Origin of the sequence: Candidatus Desulfofervidus auxilii, from assembly GCA_030262725.1 — a bacterium.
In the GTDB taxonomy this organism is placed as follows: Bacteria; Desulfobacterota; Desulfofervidia; order Desulfofervidales; family Desulfofervidaceae; genus JAJSZS01.
Genome location: JAJSZS010000001.1, coordinates 15,384 through 36,975 on the forward strand (window position 1 = coordinate 15,384; position 21,592 = coordinate 36,975).

At 32.0% G+C, this 21,592-nt stretch carries 21 protein-coding genes and 1 other RNA gene; 16 read left to right on the top strand and 6 right to left on the bottom strand.

All coding sequences use genetic code 11. From position 1 onward, the window contains the following. Window positions 1-10: 10 nt before the first annotated feature. A complete protein-coding gene (locus LWW95_00095) occupies window positions 11-580 on the bottom strand; it encodes a DJ-1/PfpI family protein (protein MDL1955442.1) in 570 nt (189 codons plus the stop codon). Window positions 581-676: 96 nt separating this feature from the next. Between LWW95_00095 and mfd the strand changes: the two genes are divergently transcribed. Genes mfd through LWW95_00150 form a run of 11 tightly spaced genes read left to right on the top strand, consistent with a single transcriptional unit; the run spans window position 677 to window position 13,197 of the window. Further along, window positions 677-4,063 carry a transcription-repair coupling factor gene (mfd, locus tag LWW95_00100; protein MDL1955443.1) on the top strand — a complete coding sequence of 1,129 codons (3,387 nt, stop codon included), beginning with the start codon at window positions 677-679 and terminating at the stop codon, window positions 4,061-4,063. Then, on the top strand, window positions 4,056-5,099 hold the full coding sequence (gene queA / locus LWW95_00105) for a tRNA preQ1(34) S-adenosylmethionine ribosyltransferase-isomerase QueA (protein MDL1955444.1): 1,044 nt from the start codon (window positions 4,056-4,058) through the stop codon (window positions 5,097-5,099). The genes mfd and queA overlap by 8 nt, the downstream gene beginning before the upstream one ends. Continuing rightward, window positions 5,080-6,234 (top strand): tRNA guanosine(34) transglycosylase Tgt, encoded by a 1,155-nt coding sequence (gene tgt, locus LWW95_00110; GenBank protein ID MDL1955445.1) that lies wholly within the window; start codon window positions 5,080-5,082, stop codon window positions 6,232-6,234. The genes queA and tgt overlap by 20 nt, the downstream gene beginning before the upstream one ends. Continuing rightward, on the top strand, window positions 6,221-6,556 hold the full coding sequence (gene yajC / locus LWW95_00115) for a preprotein translocase subunit YajC (GenBank protein ID MDL1955446.1): 336 nt from the start codon (window positions 6,221-6,223) through the stop codon (window positions 6,554-6,556). The genes tgt and yajC overlap by 14 nt, the downstream gene beginning before the upstream one ends. A gap of 8 nt (window positions 6,557-6,564) precedes the next feature. After that, window positions 6,565-8,163 carry a protein translocase subunit SecD gene (secD, locus tag LWW95_00120; GenBank protein ID MDL1955447.1) on the top strand — a complete coding sequence of 533 codons (1,599 nt, stop codon included), beginning with the start codon at window positions 6,565-6,567 and terminating at the stop codon, window positions 8,161-8,163. Between the two features lie 11 nt (window positions 8,164-8,174). Further along, the gene (secF, locus tag LWW95_00125; protein ID MDL1955448.1) at window positions 8,175-9,245 is read left to right on the top strand and encodes a protein translocase subunit SecF; all 1,071 of its coding nucleotides are present in this window, start codon (window positions 8,175-8,177) and stop codon (window positions 9,243-9,245) included. Between the two features lie 3 nt (window positions 9,246-9,248). Further along, window positions 9,249-10,172 (top strand): LysM peptidoglycan-binding domain-containing protein, encoded by a 924-nt coding sequence (locus LWW95_00130; GenBank protein MDL1955449.1) that lies wholly within the window; start codon window positions 9,249-9,251, stop codon window positions 10,170-10,172. A 56-nt stretch (window positions 10,173-10,228) separates the two neighbouring features. After that, window positions 10,229-11,221 carry a DNA-processing protein DprA gene (gene dprA / locus LWW95_00135; protein ID MDL1955450.1) on the top strand — a complete coding sequence of 331 codons (993 nt, stop codon included), beginning with the start codon at window positions 10,229-10,231 and terminating at the stop codon, window positions 11,219-11,221. A gap of 10 nt (window positions 11,222-11,231) precedes the next feature. Continuing rightward, entirely contained in the window at window positions 11,232-11,636 is a 405-nt protein-coding gene (locus tag LWW95_00140; GenBank protein ID MDL1955451.1) for a CBS domain-containing protein, read from the top strand. After that, window positions 11,629-12,255, top strand: a complete 627-nt coding sequence (locus LWW95_00145) for a TIGR00153 family protein (GenBank protein ID MDL1955452.1) — start codon at window positions 11,629-11,631, stop codon at window positions 12,253-12,255. The genes LWW95_00140 and LWW95_00145 overlap by 8 nt, the downstream gene beginning before the upstream one ends. Before the next feature lie 9 nt (window positions 12,256-12,264). Continuing rightward, a complete protein-coding gene (locus LWW95_00150; protein MDL1955453.1) occupies window positions 12,265-13,197 on the top strand; it encodes an inorganic phosphate transporter family protein in 933 nt (310 codons plus the stop codon). On the opposite strand, the gene LWW95_00155 is transcribed toward LWW95_00150, so the two are convergent. Genes LWW95_00155 through trxB form a run of 5 tightly spaced genes read right to left on the bottom strand, consistent with a single transcriptional unit; the run spans window position 13,189 to window position 16,887 of the window. Further along, window positions 13,189-13,644 (bottom strand): SPOR domain-containing protein, encoded by a 456-nt coding sequence (locus tag LWW95_00155; protein ID MDL1955454.1) that lies wholly within the window; start codon window positions 13,642-13,644, stop codon window positions 13,189-13,191. The two genes, LWW95_00150 and LWW95_00155, sit on opposite strands and share 9 nt — an antisense overlap. Continuing rightward, on the bottom strand, window positions 13,644-15,287 hold the full coding sequence (gene argS, locus LWW95_00160) for an arginine--tRNA ligase (GenBank protein MDL1955455.1): 1,644 nt from the start codon (window positions 15,285-15,287) through the stop codon (window positions 13,644-13,646). The genes LWW95_00155 and argS overlap by 1 nt, the downstream gene beginning before the upstream one ends. Then, window positions 15,271-15,441, bottom strand: coding sequence for a hypothetical protein (locus LWW95_00165; GenBank protein MDL1955456.1), 171 nt, complete (start codon window positions 15,439-15,441; stop codon window positions 15,271-15,273). The genes argS and LWW95_00165 overlap by 17 nt, the downstream gene beginning before the upstream one ends. After that, window positions 15,434-15,967 (bottom strand): methylated-DNA--[protein]-cysteine S-methyltransferase, encoded by a 534-nt coding sequence (locus LWW95_00170; GenBank protein ID MDL1955457.1) that lies wholly within the window; start codon window positions 15,965-15,967, stop codon window positions 15,434-15,436. Before LWW95_00170 ends, LWW95_00165 begins: the two co-directional genes overlap by 8 nt. Then, on the bottom strand, window positions 15,964-16,887 hold the full coding sequence (gene trxB / locus LWW95_00175) for a thioredoxin-disulfide reductase (protein ID MDL1955458.1): 924 nt from the start codon (window positions 16,885-16,887) through the stop codon (window positions 15,964-15,966). Before trxB ends, LWW95_00170 begins: the two co-directional genes overlap by 4 nt. Before the next feature lie 102 nt (window positions 16,888-16,989). Here trxB and LWW95_00180 point away from each other — a divergent pair, with 102 nt between their 5' ends. The 5 genes from LWW95_00180 (at window position 16,990) to tyrS (ending at window position 21,385) form a co-directional block, all read left to right on the top strand. Then, window positions 16,990-17,211, top strand: a complete 222-nt coding sequence (locus LWW95_00180; GenBank protein MDL1955459.1) for a V-type ATPase subunit a family protein — start codon at window positions 16,990-16,992, stop codon at window positions 17,209-17,211. A 268-nt stretch (window positions 17,212-17,479) separates the two neighbouring features. After that, window positions 17,480-17,664: non-coding RNA, 6S RNA (ssrS, locus tag LWW95_00185), on the top strand. A gap of 164 nt (window positions 17,665-17,828) precedes the next feature. Then, entirely contained in the window at window positions 17,829-19,385 is a 1,557-nt protein-coding gene (gene rny / locus LWW95_00190) for a ribonuclease Y (GenBank protein ID MDL1955460.1), read from the top strand. Then, window positions 19,375-20,178, top strand: a complete 804-nt coding sequence (locus LWW95_00195) for a TIGR00282 family metallophosphoesterase (GenBank protein ID MDL1955461.1) — start codon at window positions 19,375-19,377, stop codon at window positions 20,176-20,178. The genes rny and LWW95_00195 overlap by 11 nt, the downstream gene beginning before the upstream one ends. Beyond that, window positions 20,168-21,385 (top strand): tyrosine--tRNA ligase, encoded by a 1,218-nt coding sequence (gene tyrS / locus LWW95_00200; GenBank protein MDL1955462.1) that lies wholly within the window; start codon window positions 20,168-20,170, stop codon window positions 21,383-21,385. Before LWW95_00195 ends, tyrS begins: the two co-directional genes overlap by 11 nt. The last annotated feature ends 207 nt before the right edge of the window (window positions 21,386-21,592 follow it).

Consider the following 21,592-nt stretch of genomic DNA (forward strand, 5'->3'; position numbering starts at 1 on the left):
AATTTTAATTTTATAAGCCTAGAGTTGCAGCAATAGTTTCACCAAAAGCTTTAGCTGCATGAGGGCCATTGGCAGTAATGATTTTTCCATCTTTTTCAACAGATTTGCCTGTATAAATAGCTCCTGCCCTTTCTAAAGCTCTTGCTTCAGAAGACCAAACTGTTGCCTTTTTACCTTTTAATATACCTGCATTTGCCAATGTTACTGGAGCAATACAAATAGCTGCTATAACTTTATCTTTTTCCAGAGCTTCTTTTATTAACTTATGTGCAGTTTTATCATTCCAATATTGTGTTGCTCCTATACCACCAACAAAGATAATTGCATCATAATCATCTATTTTAATATCCTTAAGTAATATATCTGGTTTATAAACTCCTCCCAACATCCCTTTTGCTGGTGTAAGAGAAGTAGAGGCTACAATAACTTTTGCTCCTTTTTCTTCTAAAACTTCTTTTGTAACAAAAAGTTCTTCATCTCTAAAATTATTTTCAGCAATAATCATAACTATTTTAACATCATTACTAAAAACATTGCTCCATACAAATAAAAATAAAACCATTAAAATTATTTTCTTCATTTTTTTACCTCCTTTTTTTCTAATTACCTTAGTGCCAAAAGGCTGTCAAGGATAATACAGCTAACTTTTTCCTGCCAATATGATAATATTTAATATATGATAAACTTACTTATTAAACATCTTTCAAATTACTCTAAGATCTGTCTTTGCGGTTTAGAAGGCAGCGCATTGGCTTATATTTTAGCTAAATTACAAAATGTTTTTAAAAGACCTTTTTTAATCATTTCTCCAGATATAGATAAGGCACAAAAATTAAGTGAAGCTTTAAATTTTTTTCTATCTTCTAAAATTTTTTCTCCGCTTGAACAAAAAGTGTTTCTTTTGCCCGAAGAATTATTATTGCCTTATACTGGAATAAGTCCAAGACCAGAAATTATTGCTAAACAATTTAATGCCCTTTTTGGTTTGCTTAATATAGAAAATCCCATAGTAATTACCACTCCAAGAATGCTTATGTCTTTTTTTATGCCTATTGATGTATTTAAAGAAAGAACACAAATTTATGAAAAAGGAGAAGAATTAGAAAGGGAAAAATTTATTAATTTTTTACAAACATTGGGTTATGAACATTTATCTATTGTGGAAAGTCCAGGTGAGTTTAGTGTTAGGGGTAATATTATTGATATTTTTTGTCCGCTTTATTTTCTTCCACTGAGATTAGAATTTTTTGGTGATATTTTAGAATCCATACGTCTGTTTAATCCTGTTACTCAACGCTCTGAATATCATTTAAATGAATTTATTTTAATTCCAGCAAATCCTATTCCATATCAAGAAGATGCTTTTAAAAAAGCTTATAAACGCTTTAAAATCCCTATTTTAGAAGCACCATTACATCAACCTGGAATAGAAGATTTTTTCCCACTTTTTTATGAAAAAACTAATACTCTATTTGATTATCTTCCTAAAGAGACTATTTTTTGTCTATTGGAACCAGAAAATATTGAAAAAAGGGCAGAAGAGTTTGAAAAAAAATTAAAAATTCATCTTGAAGAACTTTCTCATGAAAAAAGACCATATTTACCTTTTGAATTAACCGCAATTTCTTTTAAGACAATAAAAAATGAAATTAAATTTAAAAAACAGATTTTGATTTATTCTTTACCTATTTTGAAAAAATTGCCTACAGTAGAATTTAAGTCAAAAATGCCTTTTTCTCATATTTTGCCAAAAGAAAAATATCTTTATTTTCGTTCTTATTTAGAAAATTGGCTAAAAGAAGGTTATTCTATAAATCTTATTGCTAGTGATAAGTATAGTAAAAAACAGTTAACTAGCTTAATAGAAAGTTGGGGTTTTTCTTTTTCTTTAAAAACATCACCTCTTGAATCAGCACCTGGAATAAATATTTATTGTGGCAATTTGTCAGAAGGTTTTGAATTTCCCGAAGAAAAAGTTGTGTTTTTGGGAGAAAATGATTGGAGGACAAAGGAAAGGATTGTTATAGAGAAAAATAAAGAGGATTTTTTGCCTGTTAGCAGTTTTGAAGATTTAAAAGAAGGTGATTTGCTTGTTCATGTAGAACATGGTATTGGACGATATATAGGATTAAAAACCATTACCAGTGGAGGTATTACTGGTGATTTTCTAGTAATTGAATATCAGGGAGGAGATAAATTATATTTACCTGTAGATAGATTACATCTTGTACATAAATATAGAGGGATAGAAGATAAAATACCTCCCTTAGATAGACTTGGTGGACGCACTTGGAATAGAACAAAACAGCAGGTTAAAAAGGCTGTAGAAAAGGTTGCAAAAGAACTCCTTGAACTCTATGCAAAACGTCTTGCCCAACCTGGTTATGCCTTTTCACCTCCAGATAGCTTATTTTATCAATTTGTTGAAAGTTTCCCTTATCCTGAAACCCCTGATCAACAAAGAAGTATTAATGAAATATTAGAAGATATGATGTGTCCTCGACCTATGGAAAGATTATTATGTGGTGATGTTGGCTTTGGAAAAACAGAGGTAGCTATAAGGGCAGCATTTAAAGCTGTTCTTGATGGAAAACAAGTAGCAGTATTGGTACCAACAACTATTTTAGCCGAACAACACTATCTTACCTTTAAAGAGCGTTTAAAGGATTTTCCTGTCAATATTGCTTGTCTTAGTCGTTTTCGTTCTTCTAAAGAACAAAAAGATATTTTGCAAAGATTAAAAAAAGGAGAGATTGATATTATTATTGGGACTCATCGCATTTTACAAAAAGATGTAATATTTAAAGACTTAGGTCTTTTAATTATAGATGAGGAACATCGATTTGGTGTAAGACAAAAAGAGCATTTAAAAACATTAAAATCTAATGTAGATGTCCTTAGTTTAAGTGCTACTCCTATTCCCAGAACCCTTTATCTTTCTTTGCTTGGTATAAGAGATTTAAGTATTATTGAGACACCACCTCCTGGTAGAAGGCCGATAATGACTTATTTAGCTAAATTTAATCCGCTTCTTATCAAGGATGTCATAAAAAGAGAGGTTGAAAGAGGTGGTCAGGTGTTTTTTGTTCATCCAAGAGTAAAAGGGATTCCTGGCTTGGCAAGATTTTTAAAAAAGCTTTTGCCAGAAATACGTCTTGGCATTGCTCATGGACAGATGTCAGAAAGAAAGTTAGAAAATGAAATGCTTAAATTTCTTAAGCATGAAATAGATGTACTTTTGTGTACAAATATTATTGAATCTGGATTAGATATTCCAAATGCTAATACAATCATTATCAATCGTGCTGATTTGTTTGGATTAGCTCAACTTTACCATTTAAGAGGACGGGTAGGTAGAAGTCATCGTCAAGCATATGCATATCTATTGGTGCCAGGGAAAAAGCTTATTACTAAAGAAGCACAAAAGCGTTTAAGAGCCCTCCTTACTTATACAGAGCTTTCTTCTGGTTATAAGCTTGCTCTTTATGATTTAAAACTACGAGGAGCTGGGCAAATATTAGGCACAGCTCAGTCTGGCCATATTGCTGCTGTAGGTTATGAGATGTATTTAGAACTTTTACAAAAAGCAGTTAAAGCCTTAAAAGGAGAAAGTTTAAAAGAGGAAATTGAACCAGAGTTAAAATTACCTATTATGGCATATATTCCAGAGTCTTATGTGCCTGATGAAAATCAACGCATTATTTTTTATCGCCGTTTAAGTCAAGTAAAAGATGAAGAGGAATTAAAGGAATTAGAAAAAGAAATGATAGATAGATATGGTCAACTGCCTAAAGTAGTAGAAAATCTTTTTCAACTTTTACACTTGAAGCTTTTCTGTCGGCAATTTAGAATCAGTCGTCTTTATACAAAAAATGGATGGTTAAAAATTGTGTTTGAAAAAGAGACTCCTATTTCTTCTGAAAAAATGGTAAAATTTCTTTCTGAGCGTCCTAGCTATCGTTTTAATCCTAAAGGGGAATTGGAGATACCTTTAAGGCATGAAGATATATTAAAAAAGGCAAAAAAGGTGTTAGTAGCTCTTAAGGAAGTGATAAATGTATAGACTTTCTGATTATGATTATTTTTTACCAAAAGAATTAATCGCTCAAGAACCTCCAGAAAGAAGAGAAAAAGCAAGGCTTTTAATTTTAAATAAAAAAACTGGTGAAATAATACATACAAAATTTTCCCAAATTATAGATTTTTTAAATAAAAATGATGTGCTCGTTATAAATGATACAAGGGTTATTCCTGCTCGTCTTATTGGAAGGAAGATTACAGGTGGTAAAGTAGAAATATTATTACTTTCTTTTGATCCTATAAAAGTAAAAGATAAAGTCTTTACTACTGAAGCACTTTTAAAAGCATCTCGTGCTCCTAAACCTGGACAATACATTTATTTTGAAAATGGATTAAAGGCAGAAGTTTTGAGTTATGATAAAGGAAAGGTAATCTTGCGTTTTATTGCAGATTGTCCATTTTATGAGATATTAAATAAGATTGGTCGAATTCCTCTTCCTCCTTATATTAAAAGAGAAGATAGACCAGAGGATAGAAAAAATTATCAAACAGTTTATGCTGCTAAAAATGGTTCTGTAGCAGCACCTACTGCAGGTCTTCATTTTACTAAAGAATTATTAAATGCTATTTCTGCTAAAGGAATAGAGATTGTCCGTCTTACTCTTCATGTAGGCTATGGTACTTTTTTGCCAGTAAAAGTAGATGATATAAGGAAGCATAAAATGCATGGAGAAACTTATGAAATTTCAGAAGAGGCAGCCAATGCTTTAAATCATGCTTTAAAATTAAAAAAAAGGATTATTGCAGTTGGTACAACTAGCACAAGACTTTTAGAATATCAAATGACAAAATATGGTGAAATTAAGCCAGAAAAGGGTATTTGTGATTTGTTTATCTATCCTGGATATAAATTTAAAATTGTTAAAGCTATGATTACAAACTTTCATTTGCCAAAATCTACTTTAATTATGCTTGTTTCTGCATTTGCTGGTCGTGATTTAATTTTTAAAGCCTATCATGAAGCAATTAAAAGGCAATATCGATTTTATAGTTATGGTGATGCCATGTTTATCATTTAAAGGTAATTCTTTAACATTTTATGTTGAAGCAAGAGATGGACAGGCAAGAGCAGGTATTTTAGAAACACCTCATGGTATTATTCATACACCTGTTTTTATGCCTGTTGGTACACTCGCTAGTGTTAAAGCGCTTACTCCAGAAGATTTAAAAGAAATCGGAGTGGAAATTATTTTAGGTAATACTTATCATCTTTATCTTCGTCCTGGTATAGAATTGATTGCACAATTTAATGGACTGCATCAATTTATGCACTGGGATAGACCAATTTTAACTGATAGTGGTGGTTTCCAAATTTATAGTCTTGCAGCTAAAAGAAAAATCACAGAAGAAGGTGTATTTTTCCGCTCTCATATAGATGGCTCTTTACATTTTCTTACACCAGAAAAAGTAATAGCTATTCAGGAAACATTTGGAGCAGATATTATTACATGTTTTGATGAATGTATGCCTTATCCAATAGATTATGATTATGCAAAAAAATCTTTGGAGCTTACTTTACGTTGGGCAAAACGTTGTAAAATAGCTCATCATAAGGAACAGGCTCTTTTTGGTATTGTACAGGGTGGGGTTTTTTTAGATCTTCGTCGTGAAGGGGCAGAAAGATTAATAGAGATGGGCTTTGATGGTTATGCTATAGGTGGATTAAGTGTAGGAGAACCAAAGGAAAGGATGTGGGAAGTAATAGAAACAATGGATGAGGTTTTGCCATTCAATCAGCCTCGTTATGCTATGGGGATTGGATTGCCTGAGGATATAGTTGAAAGTGTGTGGAGAGGAGTAGATATGTTTGACTGTGTAGTGCCTACTCGCCATGCTCGCACTGGTACACTTTTTACTTCTTTTGGTCGTCTTGTTATTCGACATGCCTGTTATGCTAAAGATGAACGTCCTATTGATGAAAATTGCAATTGTTATGTCTGTAGACATTATAGTCGGGCTTATCTTAGACATCTTTTTTTAAATAAAGAAATATTAGCATATCGTTTAAATAGTTATCATAATATTTATTATTTTATTAATCTTATGAAAGAAATAAGAGAGGCAATTTTAAAAGGATGTCTTGCGGAATTTAAAAAAACATTTTATGAAAGACGAAATCAAAATAAGGAGGAAATGACTAATGGAATTTTTTAATTTGGCTTGGGCAATGGCTTCACCCCAACAGGGTAGTCCTCAAGACGGGGGAAGTATTTTGGCTGCCTTTTTACCTCTTCTTATTATATTTGCCATTTTTTATTTTTTGCTCATTCGTCCTCAACAGAAACAAGCTAAAAAACACAGAGAGCTTTTACAGAATTTGAAAAAAGGTGATTGGGTAGTGACTGCTGGTGGATTGCGTGGCCGAGTAATAAATGTGACAGATACAGTAGTAACACTTGAGCTTCCACCAGATAATGTAAAGGTAAAAATCACTAAGAATTATGTAATGGGATTGCTTAAGCCAGAAAGCGAATAAAAATTAAGATGAAGAGGCTTAAGTGGCGTGGTTTAATAGTAATATGTGTTTTGATTTTGGCAATAATTTATTTAATCCCTACTTTTGTAAGTGAATTGCCTTCATGGTGGAAGGAATTTTTACCACAAAATAAAATTCAATTAGGTCTTGATCTAAAAGGTGGTATTCATTTAGTACTTGGAGTAAAGGCAGAAGAGGCAGTTAAAACAAGTGTAGATAATTTGGCTGATGAGATAGAGACAAATTTAAGAGAAGAAAAATTACCCTATTTAGAAGTAAAAAGAGAAGGCTTAAAGGATATTAAAGTTATACTTGTAAGAAAAGAAGATGTGGAACATTTTAAAAAGATTATTGAAGAAAAAATACCAGACCTTCTTTGTAAAGGTGCCGAAAGAAAAGATAGACTAGAGATAGTGAAGTTAAGTTTAAAATCTGAGAGAGAAGGTGAGATAAAAAGAATGGCTATTGTTCAGGTATTAGAGACTATCAGAAATAGAATAGATCAATTTGGTGTAGCAGAGCCTGATATACGTCTTCAAGGTAGGGAAAGGATTTTAGTTCAGTTGCCAGGGATAAAAGACCCACAAAGGGCAATAAATATCATTAGTCGTACAGCTAGACTTGAATTTAAGTTATTGGCAGAAGAAGCTAGTATAGAGGAGGCTTTAAAAGGTAATATTCCACCTGGTTGTGAAATTCTTTATGGTATTAAAGAAGACCCACTAACACATAAAAAGATTAAAATTCCTTACCTTGTGAAAAAACGTACCCTTCTTACTGGAGATTATATTGCAGATGCACGTGTTCTGATTGATCCAGAATTGAATGAGCCATATGTTGCTATTACGTTTAATAAACAAGGGGCGAGGATTTTTGCTAGAATAACTGAAGCTAATGTAGGTAAAAGATTAGCAATCATTTTAGATAATAGAGTGCATTCTGCTCCAGTAATTAGGGAAAAAATTCCACATGGTGAAGCGAGGATTACTGGTGCATTTACTTTAGAAGAGGCTAGAGATTTAGCAGTAGTTCTAAGAGCTGGAGCACTACCTGCCCCTATAAGAATTTTAGAAGAGCGCACAGTAGGGCCTTCTTTAGGTCAAGATTCTATTCGTAAAGGTGTAAAAGCTTCAATTATTGCTGGATCATTGGTAATAATTTTTATGATAATTTATTATGGTTTTTCTGGTATTATTGCTGATATAGCTTTAATGGTTAATCTTATTTTGCTTTTGGCAGGTCTAGCTATGTTTCAAGCAACCCTTACTTTACCAGGTATTGCAGGTATTGCTTTAACTATTGGGATGGCGGTGGATGCTAATGTGCTTATTTTTGAACGTATTCGAGAAGAATTGCGTTTAGGACGTACAATTCGTTCAGCTATAGAGGCTGGATATCGTAAAGCTTTTTGGACTATTTTTGATGCTAATACTACTACTTTACTAACAGCTTTAATTCTTTTTCAATTTGGTACAGGTCCAGTAAAAGGTTTTGCTGTTACTTTAAGTTTAGGTATTTTGGCTAATATGTTTACAGCTGTTTTTATGTCCAAAGTAATTTTTGATTATTTAATTTATCGGTTTAATATGAGAAAATTGAGTATTTAGGGATAAAAAATATGGGATTAACATTAATTAAATCTGATATTAATATTGATTTCCTCCGTTGGCGCAACTGGGCTATAAGTCTTTCACTTTTTATTATATTTGTTGGATTAATCTCTCTCATACTAAGAGGTGGCCCTAAATATGGTATTGATTTTGCTGGAGGAACGTTGATTCAGATTAAATTTTTTAAACCTGTTAAGATAGATATGATTCGAGAGGTATTAAAAGGACTTAAAATTAAAGATGTAACAGTACAACGTTTTGGTAAAATAGAAGAAAATGAATATCTTATTCGTATGCCTTTAGCTATTGATAGCTTAAAACGGATTTCTGAATCTCTTAAAGAAGTTTTAGAAGAAAAACTTGGTAAAAATAGTGTTGAAATAAGACGGGTTGAAATGGTAGGCCCAAAAGTTGGGAAAGATTTAAGAAGAAAGGCACTTTTAGCCCTTTTTTATGCTGTTTTAATCATTGGTATATATATTTCAGGTCGATTTGAAATGAAATGGGGGACAAGCCTTATTATGGCAGCAGCTTTATTTGGTGTTGTTTATATATTTTTGCTTCTAAAAGCACCTCTTTCATTTTTGGTTCTTATTGCTTTTATTACTACGCTTTTCCTCTATGCTCTGCTTAATTTGCGTTTTGCTTTAGGTGCCATTTTGGCACTTGTTCATGATGTTCTTATTACATTAGGTATATTTTCCCTTTTAAATAAAGAAATAGACCTTTTAATTGTAGCTGCATTTCTTACCATTATTGGTTATTCTTTAAATGATACTATTGTTGTTTTTGATCGTATTCGTGAAAATATGCGAAAAGCAACAAAGGAAAGGTTTACTTCAATAATCAACCGTAGTATTAATGAAACGCTTAGCCGTACAGTTCTTACTTCAGGTACCACTTTAATGGCTTTACTTGCTTTATATCTTTTTGGTGGTGGTGTAATTCATAATTTTGCTTTTGCTCTTTTAATCGGTGTTATAGCAGGTACATATTCTTCTATATTTATTGCTAGCCCTGTTCTTAGTTTATTGGAGGGAAGACAATTATTTTTATTAAAAACTAAAAAAGCGAGGTAAGCTATGAGAAAGTTTATTATTTTTTTTATTTTTTTAGGATGTTTTGTTTTCTCTTTATCAGCAGATGAGCTTTATGTTGTTAAGAGGGGAGATACACTGTGGGATATATGTGAGAAGTATTATCAAGATCCATTTTTATGGCCAAAACTCTGGCAAATTAATCCTCAAATAACGAATCCTCATTGGATTTATCCAGGTGATGTTTTATGTCTTAAAGAAACACCAGAAGCACTTATTGAAGCAACTAAAAAGATAGAAGGGCAAAAGAAAAAAGAAATTTCTTTTGATTGGCGTTATTTAGAAGCAGTAGGTTATTTATTACCTTATAAGGAAAAATCAATGGGTGAAATTATAAAGGCAGTGGGTGAGGACAAAGTTATTTTAGGTCAAGGAGATAAAGTATTTATAAGATTTAAAGAAAATGTTAAGCCAAAATTAGGTACTATTTGGACTATATTTCGCATTTCACCAGTAATAAAGCATCCTGTTACTGGAAAAAATGTTGGTTATATTCATGAAATACTTGGCACGGTTAAATTGACTCATATTTATCAAGATATGGTAAAAGCACAAATTGTTCGTTCTTATGATGTTATTTATGTTGGAGATTATTTAAAACCTTATGAAGCTTTTAAGCTATTTTCCATTTCCAATGAAAAGCCTAAAAATATTAAGGCTTATATTGTAGCAAGTAGAGCAAAAATTACTGAAATTGGTTGGCCTGAAGTAGTTTATATTGATGCGGGAGAAGAACAGGGATTAAAGCCAGGTCAAATTTTAGATATCTTTCGTGAAAAGAAAAATTTTCCTCCTTTACCTCTTGGCCAAGTTCTTATTATCCATGTTACTCCAAAAACAGCCACTGCTATTATACTAAAATCAAAATATCCATTTCACAGTGGTGACTTAGTAACAGCCTTAAAATAATGGATCTTTATTGGCTGGCATTACCATTTCTGCCAAGGATAGGAAATCAGACTTGGATGAAATTATTAAACCACTTTGGCTCTCCAAAGGAGATCTTTTCTGTTCCTGCTAAAGAACTTAAATTTTTTGGATTACATGAGGAGACAATTAAAATCATTATCTCTGGACAATGGAAGAAAAAAGCTGAAGCTCTTTTTAAAAAAATAAAAAATTTGGGATTAGAAATTATTACTTATAATGATGATAAATATCCAAAATTATTGAAAGAAATTTTTGATCCACCTCTTATATTATATATTAAAGGGAATAAAGATTTATTAAATACTACTTGTATAGCAATTGTTGGTACAAGGAGAGCTAGTTTTTATGGGATAAAAATGGCTACAAAATTGGCTATTGGCTTGGCTGAATCTGGTATAACAGTTGTTAGTGGTCTTGCCCGTGGAATTGATGCAGCTGCTCATAAAGGAGCTCTTCAAGCCAAAGGGAAAACTATAGCTGTTTTAGGTTGTGGCTTAGATGTAATTTATCCAAAAGAAAATGAAAAACTCTTTAATGAAATTGCTGAAAAAGGAGCTCTTATTTCTGAATTTTTGCCAGGCACACCACCTTTAGCACATAATTTCCCTATACGTAATCGGATTATAAGTGGTCTTTCATTAGGAGTGGTTGTTGTAGAAGCTGCTTTAAAAAGTGGTTCTTTGATTACTGCTAATCTTGCGTTAGAACAAGGGAAAGAAGTATTTGCTGTACCAGGCCCAATAGATGAATCCCGTAAAGGGACTCATAATTTGCTTAAACAAGGAGCAAAACTAGTAGAGGATGTCTCAGATATCTTAGAGGAATTTCATTTTTATTCAAAAACAGTTACTTTAAATTTAGATCCTTTACAAGAAAAAATCCTTTCTCTTTTAGATACACCTAAGACTTTAGAAGAAATAGCCATTATTTTAAATGAAAATATTACTAATCTTTCTGCTACTTTGACTTTGCTTGAGGTTCAAGGATTAATAAAACAATTGCCAGGAAAGCAATATATAAAAATTTAAGGGGTGAAATATGAAAGTAGAAGAAATAATGAATACAAAGATAGAATTTATAGAGGCCAATGCTACTGTATATGATGCTATAGAAAAAATGGTTGATAAAAGGATCAGATCTTTGGTTGTGAAGCCTAGAGATGAAAATGATGTTTATGGAGTGATAACAGTAAGAGACATAGTTTTTAGAGTTTTAAATAAAAATCTTGATCCAAATAAAGTAAAAATAGAAGAAATTGCATCAAAACCTCTAGTATGTGTTGATAAAGATATAGATATAGAGCATGTAATAAAATTGATGGAAAAATTTAATATTGCAAGGGTTTTTGTATGTGAGAAAGGAAACCTTTTAGGAGTAGTTGCTCTATTAGATGTGATGTCTGGCTCATTAATTAAAAGAGTAAGAGGGGGATGTATTGCTTAAGAAACTATTTTTTGGTGGTAAAATAGAACAAAAAGTTATTGAAAAGATAAAAAAACACATAGAAATACTTTGTTCTGCCTGTGAAACTTTTAGAATAGCACTTGAAAAGCAAGATAAAAATTTAATATCTAATGTTTTTGAATTGGAAAGAGAAGGAGATATAGTTAGGAGAGAGATTGTTTCAGATATTTTTATAGGTGCTTTTTTGCCATTTTTACGTCCAAATATATGTAAATTTGTTGAGATAGTAGATAATGCACTTGATGCAGTAGAAGATGCAGCATTTGAATATTTGGATTTGGAATTAGATGGGGAGATCAGAAGTGATTGTATAAAAATTGCAAATATAAATTTTAAGATGTGTGAAATACTCTCAATTGCTTTTGAAACATTGCTTACTGGTAAGGATTTAAGAGAAAAAAATTTGGTAATAAGAATTTATGAAAAGAAAATTGATGAGATAAAGCATGATTTGATGAGAAAATTGAGAGAAAAAGATATAAAAAATTTTTGGGAAGGTAAAATAATTTCAGATTTTATAACATATCTAGCAAATGTTAGTGATATTATTGAAGATGCTAGTGATTATCTTCAAATAATAAATGTAAGTATGAGATAACATATTTTTATGAAAGAAATTTTCCCAATTATTGCCTGTTGTTTTATTGCCTTTGGTATTGGTTCAAATGATACATCAAATGCGCTTAGCATATGTATAGGATGTGGAATAATAAATTTTAAAAAAGCTATTTTTTGGTTTGGGTGCTTTGTTTTAATTGGCATTTTATTACAAGGACAAAAAGTAATGAAGACAGTTGGTCGAGATATTTTAGAAATAAATTTTTTTATTTTAACCGTATCTTTATTTGTGTCTGCCTTTTTGATTGTCATTTTTAATTGGAAAAAACTACCACTTTCTACTCATCAAGTGATAATTGGTAGCTTAGTAGGTTCTGGTGTTGCTTTTGATATAGATGTTAACTTTTTTTCTTTTTTAAAGATTGCTATTTCATGGGTTATATCTCCTTTAGGCGCATTTTTACTGGCTATGATATTGTATAGAATAATGGAAAAGACAATTTCTAAATTGCCTTTATTTTATATTGAAAGAGTACTTAAAATCTTATTACTTATGAGTAGCTTACTTATTGCTTATAATACCGGAGCTAATGAGCTTGCTACTGTTTTGGGAGGGGTTGTTTATATAGATTTAATCAAAAAGATACAAGCATCATTACTTGGCTCTTTTTTTGTTTTATTAGGAGCATTTTTTTTAAGTCATCGAGTAATTGAGACTGTAGGAAAAAAAATAACTGCTTTAGATCCTTATTCTGGATTTGCTGCTCAATTTGGTGCAGGGAGCTGTTTATTGCTTTTTACATCTTTTGGAATGCCTATTTCTACAACTTATTGTATTATTGGAGGAATTATAGGAGTTGGGATATTAAAAGGGATAGAAACAGTAAAAATTGAATTAATTAAAAAGATAATCTTAAGTTTAATTTTAACTCCTATTTTGGCATTTTTAATTTGTTTTTTAATTATAAAAATTTTAAGGTAATGGAATAGGTTTAGTAGGAGAGTATTTCTGAGAAATAAGGTTGGTATGGATAGATAAAATTTGTTTTAATGAATAAGGTCCAACATAGACGCGATAATAAGTTACATTATTTATTTTTACTGTCTTAAGAAATGTTTTATAACCTTGTTTTTTTAATTTTTCCTCAAATGTTAATGCATTTTCTTTTTTTCTAAAAGAGCCCACTTGGATGCCATATGTCTGTTGAGAGATTTTTTTTGCCTTTATTTCCTTAACTATTTGTTTAGGAGAAGGTGGGAAATTTTCAGAGCTTTTAATATGAAATAAAGGAGGGAAATAAATTAATTCCTGACCTACAAATATACCTAATATAAACATCCATAACAGAGAAAAAATAACAAAAATAATTCCCCAAAAAATTCCTGTACGACTTAATTTTATAATATAAACCTTTTTCTTTTCAGCCATTACATTTTTTCTGGAGCAGAGACACCTAAAAGATTAAGACCTGTTTTAATTACTTTTTTTACTGCTTGTGCTAATGCAAAACGAGCTTCACAGATTTCTTTTGGTGTTCCTAAGATACGATAATGATTATAATAACGGTGAAATTCCCCAGCTAATTCTGTTAAATAATATGGAATTTGATGAGGCTCTAAAGTTCTAGCTGCATCTTCTATTACTTCAGGAAATTTAGCCAAAAGTTTAATTAAATTAATCTCATCTTGAGTTTCAAGAGGTGTTAAGTCAATTTGATCTAAAGGTGGGAAAACAATACCTTTTTCCTTTGCCATCTCTTCAATACTACATACCCGTGCATGAGCATATTGGACATAGAATACTGGATTTTCCATTGTTTGCTGTTTTGCTACTTCTAAATCAAATTCAAGATGGCTATCACAAGAACGAGTAAGAAAGATAAAACGAGCGGCATCCTTTCCAACCTCTTCTAAAACTTCTCTTAAAGTAATAAATTCTCCAGCTCTAGTAGACATAGCTACTGGTTTTCCACCTCTTTTTAAATGTACTAATTGTACTAATAGGATTTTTAAGATTGTTGGATCATAACCCATAGCTTGAATACCTGCTTTAATCCTGGGTACATATCCATGGTGATCAGCTCCCCAAATATTTACAATTAAATCAAAACCACGTTCCAATTTATCTTTATGATAAGCTAAATCAGAAGCAAAATAAGTTGTATTTCCATTAGCTTTTACTAATACTCGATCCTTTTCATCTCCATATTTAGAAGAAACAAACCATAAAGCACCATCTTTACTATAAACAAGTTTTTTTTCTTTAAACCATTGCAAAAGTTTGCTTATTTTTCCTGTATTAACAAGTTGTTTTTCACTAAACCAACAATCAAAAGAAACACCAAAATTATTTAAATCTTTTTTTATTTCTTTTAAGATTTTTTTGCTAGCAAATTCTGCTAAATCAGCTATTGCTTTTTTTTCTTCCATTTCTTTATACTTCAAACCATCTTTTTCATAAATTTCCCTAGCTATTTCTTTAATATATTCTCCTTTGTAACAATCCTGAGGAAATTCATTTTTTTCTCCTAACAATTCTAAATAACGCAAATATACAGATTTTCCTAAAATATACATTTGATTTCCTACATCATTAATATAATATTCACGAAAAACTTCATATCCAGCAAAATCAAGGATATTGGCTAATGTATCACCAACAGCAGCGCCTCTTCCATGACCTATGTGTAAAGGACCTGTAGGATTAGCACTGACAAATTCTAAAATTACTTTTATTCCCTTTTTTGAACTTCGTCCATAACTTTCTGCTTTAGTAATTATTTCTTTGAGTACTTTCTGCCATGCTTTCGGTTTTAAAAAAAAATTAATAAAACCAGGACCAGCTACTTCTACTTTTTCTAACCATTCACAAGTAGGTAAATGAGAAACAATTAATTCTGCTATACGACGAGGTGGTTGTTTGAGGTGTTCTGCTAGTAAAAAGGCAATATTTGTAGCAAAATCTCCATAGCTTTCTATTTTTGGGACTTCTACATTAAAATTAGAAATTTCTAAATCAGAAAATGCTTTTTTTGAAGCAAAAAGAAGAATCTCCCTAATCTTTTTCTTCATTTTTCTTTTCTTCTTCCTCTTCTGATTTTATAGAAACATCTCTTACAAAATCCGGACAACGAAAACTACCTGCTTCTTGTTGGATGGTAAATTTTTTTTGACAAAATTCTCGCCAAGCACAAACTGCACATAATTTTATTTGTTCTTCAACCATTATATCCTCCCTCATGTTTTAATAAAAAAATTTTCCAATCAAGTCCAGCAGAATAACCACTGATTCCGTTTTTTCCTACAATACGGTGGCAAGGAATAAAAATAGGTAAAGGATTTGCACGACATGCTTGGGCTACTGCTCTTATTCCTTTTGGGAAACCTGATTTAATAGCTAAATCTTGATAAGTAATAGTTTGTCCATAAGGTACTTTTAAGATATTTTGCCAAACCATTTTTTGGAATAATGTACCAATAAAAAGAATAGGAAGATGAAAATAAAATTTTGAAGAAAAATAGTTAATTAAAGCTTTTTCTGCTTTTTTAAAGATTGATTCTCTTTTTTTCTCCAATTTTATATTTCCCAAATGGCGCTTTAAATGTTTAAAAGTAGGGGTTTCTTTTATTAAAGGTGCTTTTTTTGTTTTAAAATCAGGTAAAATCATACCACATAATTGATTATCAAATGCTAATAAAATAAATTCTCCTTGTTCACAAATAAAATAGTTATAAATTAAAATGTTTCTCATTTTTTCCAACCAGATAAATACTTTTCAGCTCCTACTGCTGCTATTGCTCCATCACCTACTGCTGTAGCAATCTGCTTTAAAGGGCCATTTCTCACATCACCAGCAGCAAATATACCTGGAATAGAAGTTTGGCAAAAATTATCAGTAATAATATATCCATTTTCATCTAAACTGACTAAATCCTTTACTAATTCTGAATTTGGTTGAAATCCAATAAAAATGAAACACCCATTTACTTTTAATTCCTCTTTTTCTCCTGTTTTTACATTTTCTAAAACTAATCCTTCTACTTTATTTTCCCCTTTAATTTCTTTGACTATTGTATTCCAAATGAATTCAATTTTTTCATTTTTAAAGGCTTCTTCTTGAAGGGCTTTTGCTGCCCTTAGTTCATCCCTCCGATGGATGATAAATACTTTTTTAGCAAATTTTGTTAAATGAAGTGCTTCTACAATGGCAGTATTTCCTCCCCCAATAACAGCTACATCCATTCCCTGAAAAAATGGGGCATCACAAGTAGCACAATATGAGACACCTCTTCCAGTCAATCTTTCTTCACCTGGAACACCCAGTTTTTTAAAACGAGCTCCAGTAGCTAAAATAATAGCCTTTGTTTCTAGTGTTTCTCCTTCTCCTACAACTAATTTTTTTTCTCCTTCCAATCGAATTTCGTTTACCGCAAATGCTGTCCTAATTTCTATTCCCAAATTTCTCACCTGCTGTTCAAATAAAAGCATAAGCTCTGGCCCATTTATTCCTTTAGGAAAACCTGGATAGTTTTCTACTTTGGTAGTAATGATTACTTGACCACCAGGTGCAAGTTTTTCTAGTATGATTGCTTTAAGTTTTGCACGTGCCAAGTAAATACCTGCAGTAAGTCCTGCAGGACCAGCACCAATAACAATTACCTCATAAGACATACTTCCTCCTTTTTAAACAAATTATAACCCTTTCTGGTGGTTTGGTCTAGATTAGCTTGACTTTTTTTAGATTAACAGGTTAATATGAAAAAGGAGGTGAAGATGGAGGCGTTGGATATTTTAGAGGAAAAGGTTAAATTATTATTAGAGCGGTTTAAGGCACTAAAGGAAAATTATGCACAGATATCACGCCAATTAGAAGAAGCGAAGGGAAAGATAAATTCTTTAGAAGAAGAATTAAAACAGTTAAGAGAAGAAAGGGATTTCATTGCTGGGAAAATTCAAGATGTGATTGAGAAACTTGAACAAATTGAAGAATTATGAAACAAAATTTTATTACAGTTAGACTTTTTGATCGAGAATTAACTATAAAAACAGAAGAACCTCCAGAAAAGATTGAAAAAATAGTTAATTTTGTAAATGAATATTTAGAACATATTAAAAAACAAAAGCTTTTTAGGGATAGGGTATCTATTAATTTGTTAGCCCTTTTAAATATAGCACTTGAATATGAAGAAATGAAGGAAAAATATCAAAATATAAACGGGAGAGTAGCTTATTTAGTAAGATTAATTGATAATTTTTTAGAAAAGGATACCTGCGGTGTGCGTGATTGAGCAGATGATTTTGGGCCGACATCTTTTTTCTTGGGAACTCCCTCTGGTTCTGGATGGCATATTTGCCCTTTTTGGGCAAAGAGTCAGAAGGAACTATGGAGTGCCCACTTGTATAAAAGAGGTTCAAAAGATTCTGCTAACACGGCACCGCGGGTTAATTTTTGTCCAAGTGGGGCAAAGGTAAATTGATATATAATAATCATTTATTAATAGGATTTAAAAAAGGCCCATAAGGGCTTGATATATAATTATTTCAAGATTTGTTTTCTTTTTTCCTTCCTTGGGTTTACTTTAAGCCCTACTTGGCGTTTTAGGGGTAAAAAAATGGTAGAACACCTTCTTTCAGGATTAATTGGTGCTTTGTTAGGTATTGGTGTTTTTTGGTTTGTTCAACATTTTCTTTATAAAAAACATTTAGTCTCAGCGAAAAAAGAGGCTGAACGTATTATAGAGGAGGCGAAACAAGAAGCTAGGCAAATTAAGCGAGATGCTTCTAGTCATGCTAAAGAGATTCTATATCAGATGAGATCTGATTTTGATCGAGAGATAAAAGAGAAAAGAAAAGATCTACAGCGATTAGAGAATCGGCTTTTACATAAGGAAGAGCAAGTGGACAAGAAGTTAGCAACTTTAGAGAAAAAGGAGGAAACACTTGCTTTTAGAGAGAGAGAATTAAGGGAGCAAGAAAGAATTTTAGAAGAAAAAAAGGCAAATTATGAATCTTTGCTGCAAGATGTTCGAAAAAAATTAGAAGAAGTGGCTCATATGACAGCAGAAGAAGCTAAACAAGCTCTTTTAAAAGAAGTAGAAGAGGAAACTCGCCATGAGGCAGCAAGATTGATACGCCAGATTGAAGAAGAAGCAAAGGAAAAGGCAAATAAAAAAGCTAAAGAAATTTTGGCTTTAGCTATTAATCGTTATGCAGGAGAATTTGTAGCAGAGAAAACAGTTTCTGTAGTACCATTGCCTAATGAAGAAATGAAAGGGCGTATTATTGGTCGGGAAGGTAGAAATATTAGGGCAATAGAGGCAGCTACAGGTGTGGATGTAATTATTGATGATACACCAGAAGTTGTTATCCTTTCTGCATTTAATCCTATTCGTCGAGAAATTGCCAGACTTTCTTTAGAACGCTTGATTGCTGATGGTCGTATTCATCCAGCTCGAATAGAAGAAGTAGTGCAAAAAGTTACACAAGAGGTGGAGATGGCAATTCGTGAAGCTGGAGAACAAGCATGTTTTGATGTAGGGGTTCACGGTCTTCATCCAGAGCTTGTAAAGCTTTTAGGAAAACTTAAATATCGTACAAGCTATGCCCAGAATGTTCTTCAACATTCAATAGAAGTAGCTTTTCTATGTGGTATTATGGCTTCAGAATTAGGTCTTGACCCAAAATTGGCTAAAAGAGCAGGTCTTTTACATGATATTGGTAAAGCTGTTGATCATGAGATAGAAGGGCCACATGCTTTAATTGGTGCTGATTTGGCAAGGAAATATGGAGAACAAGAAGAGATTATCCATGCAATTGCAGCCCATCATGAAGATATTCCACCTGAAAGTGTCCTTGCTATTCTTGTCTCTGCGGCAGATACACTTTCTGGTGCTAGACCAGGTGTGAGGAAAGAAACATTTGAATCTTATATCAAAAGATTAGAAAATCTAGAAAAGATTGCTCAGAGTTTTAAAGGAGTATGCAAGGCATATGCTATTCAAGCAGGAAGAGAGCTGCGTATTATTGTAGAGAGTGATCTCTTAAGCGATGAAGATATTACATTGCTTGCCCATGATGTAGCTAAGCGGATAGAAAAGGAAATGACTTATCCAGGTCAGATTAAGGTTTCTGTTATTCGCGAAAAGAGGGCAATTGCTTATGCCAAATGAGATAGTCAATGTGCTTCTTATTGGAGACATTATTGGCCGTCCTGGTCGAAAGATAGTTTATCAGAAATTGCCTCAATTATATGAAAAATATAAGCTTGATTGTGTTATTGTTAATGGAGAAAATGCAGCTGGTGGTTTAGGTCTCACACCAGCTGTAGCTAATGAATTATTTAAAAATGGTATAGCAGTTATTACTTCTGGTAATCATATTTGGAGAAAAAAAGAGATTTTTCCTTATCTTGATCAAACAGATAGACTTTTAAGACCTGCTAATTATCCACCACAAGTACCAGGCAGAGGTTGGACTGTACTTACTTTATCTTGTGGGACAAAATTGGGAGTAATTAATTTAGAAGGACGAGTCTTTATGCGCAGTTTAGATTGTCCTTTTCGTAAAGCTGAAGATATTTTGAAAGAAATGAAAAAAATAACCTCAATTATTATAGTTGATTTTCATGCAGAAGCTACTTCAGAAAAAATGGCTTTAGGTTGGTTTTTAGATGGTAAGGTAAGCGCTGTATTGGGTACACATACACATGTACAAACAGCTGATGAAACTATTTTACCGCAAGGCACTGCTTATATTACTGATGTTGGTATGACAGGTCCTATTTTTTCTATTATTGGTATGGAAAAAGAACATGCCTTAAGAGGTTTTTTGACACAATTACCTCAAAAATTTAAGCCAGCAAAAGGCCCTGTTTCTTTACAAGGAGTGATAGTAACTATAAATGTTGTTTCTGGTAAAGCAGAAGCAATAATGCGAATTAGAGAGGTGAGCAATGGAAGTTAAAGAAGAAATAAAATTTCTTTTAAGAGGAGTAGTAGAAGTAATCTCTGAAAAGGAATTGGAAGAAAAATTAAAACAAGCTTATAAAGAAAAAAGGCCTTTACGTATTAAGGCAGGCTTTGATCCAACAGCTCCTGATCTCCATTTAGGTCATACTGTTCTTATTCAAAAATTGAAACATTTTCAAGAATTGGGACATGAAGTATATTTCCTCATTGGTGATTTCACAGGTATGATTGGAGACCCTTCAGGCAAGATAGAGACAAGACCTCCTCTTACAAAAGAACAAGTGCTTGCCAATGCTGAAACTTATAAAGAACAGATCTTTAAAATTTTAGATCCAGAAAAGACAAAAATTGTATTTAATAGCACTTGGTTAAATAAACTTTCTGCCATTGACTTAATTAAACTCTGTGCTCATTATACAGTTGCTCGTATGTTAGAAAGGGATGATTTTCAAAAGCGATTTAATACGGGAAAACCTATTAGTATTCATGAATTTATCTATCCGCTTCTTCAAGGATATGATTCTGTCGCTTTGAAAGCAGATGTGGAATTAGGAGGAACAGACCAAAAATTTAATCTTTTAGTAGGACGAGAACTTCAAAAAGATTTTGGTCAAATTCCACAAGTAATAATGATGGTACCATTGTTAGAAGGTATAGATGGTATACAAAAAATGAGTAAAAGCTTGGGTAATTATATTGGTATTACTGAACCTCCTAATACCATGTTTGGGAAAATTATGTCTATTTCTGATGAGCTTATGTGGCGATATTATGAATTATTAAGCAATCGTCCTTTGGATGAGATTTTAAAAATGCAAGAAAAAGTAAAAAAAGGGGAGCTTCACCCAAAAGAGGCAAAAAAACAATTGGCAATAGAGATTGTTGCTCGTTTTCATGGTCAGAAAGCAGCAGAAGAAGCAGCTAATGAATTTGAAAGGGTTTTTAAATATAAAAAATTACCAAAAGATATTGAAGAAGTTACTGTTTATTGGCCTGAAGAAAAAATATGGCTTCCAAAACTTCTTCAATTGGCAGGTTTTACAGAAAGCACATCATCTGCCAAACGTTTGATTCAACAAGGAGGTGTGAGGATTAATGGTGAGAGGATAAAGTCAGCAGAGACAACAATTTCAACAGGAAATGTCTATATTATTCAGGTGGGGAAAATTAGATATAAAAAAATAAAATTAAAAGAAAAATGAAAAAAATGAAACATCCCTATCACTTTACAATAAAATAAATAGCTTATTGAACATAAGTCTCCAATATTTTTTATAAACAAATAGAAATTTTTTTCATTACCATAAAGTAAAAATGAAAGGAGGCTTAATTATACAAGCTTTATTCAGAAAGTTTGAAATGTGTCAAACAATTTTTTTCTACTTTGACTTCTTTGTCACAACCCGTTA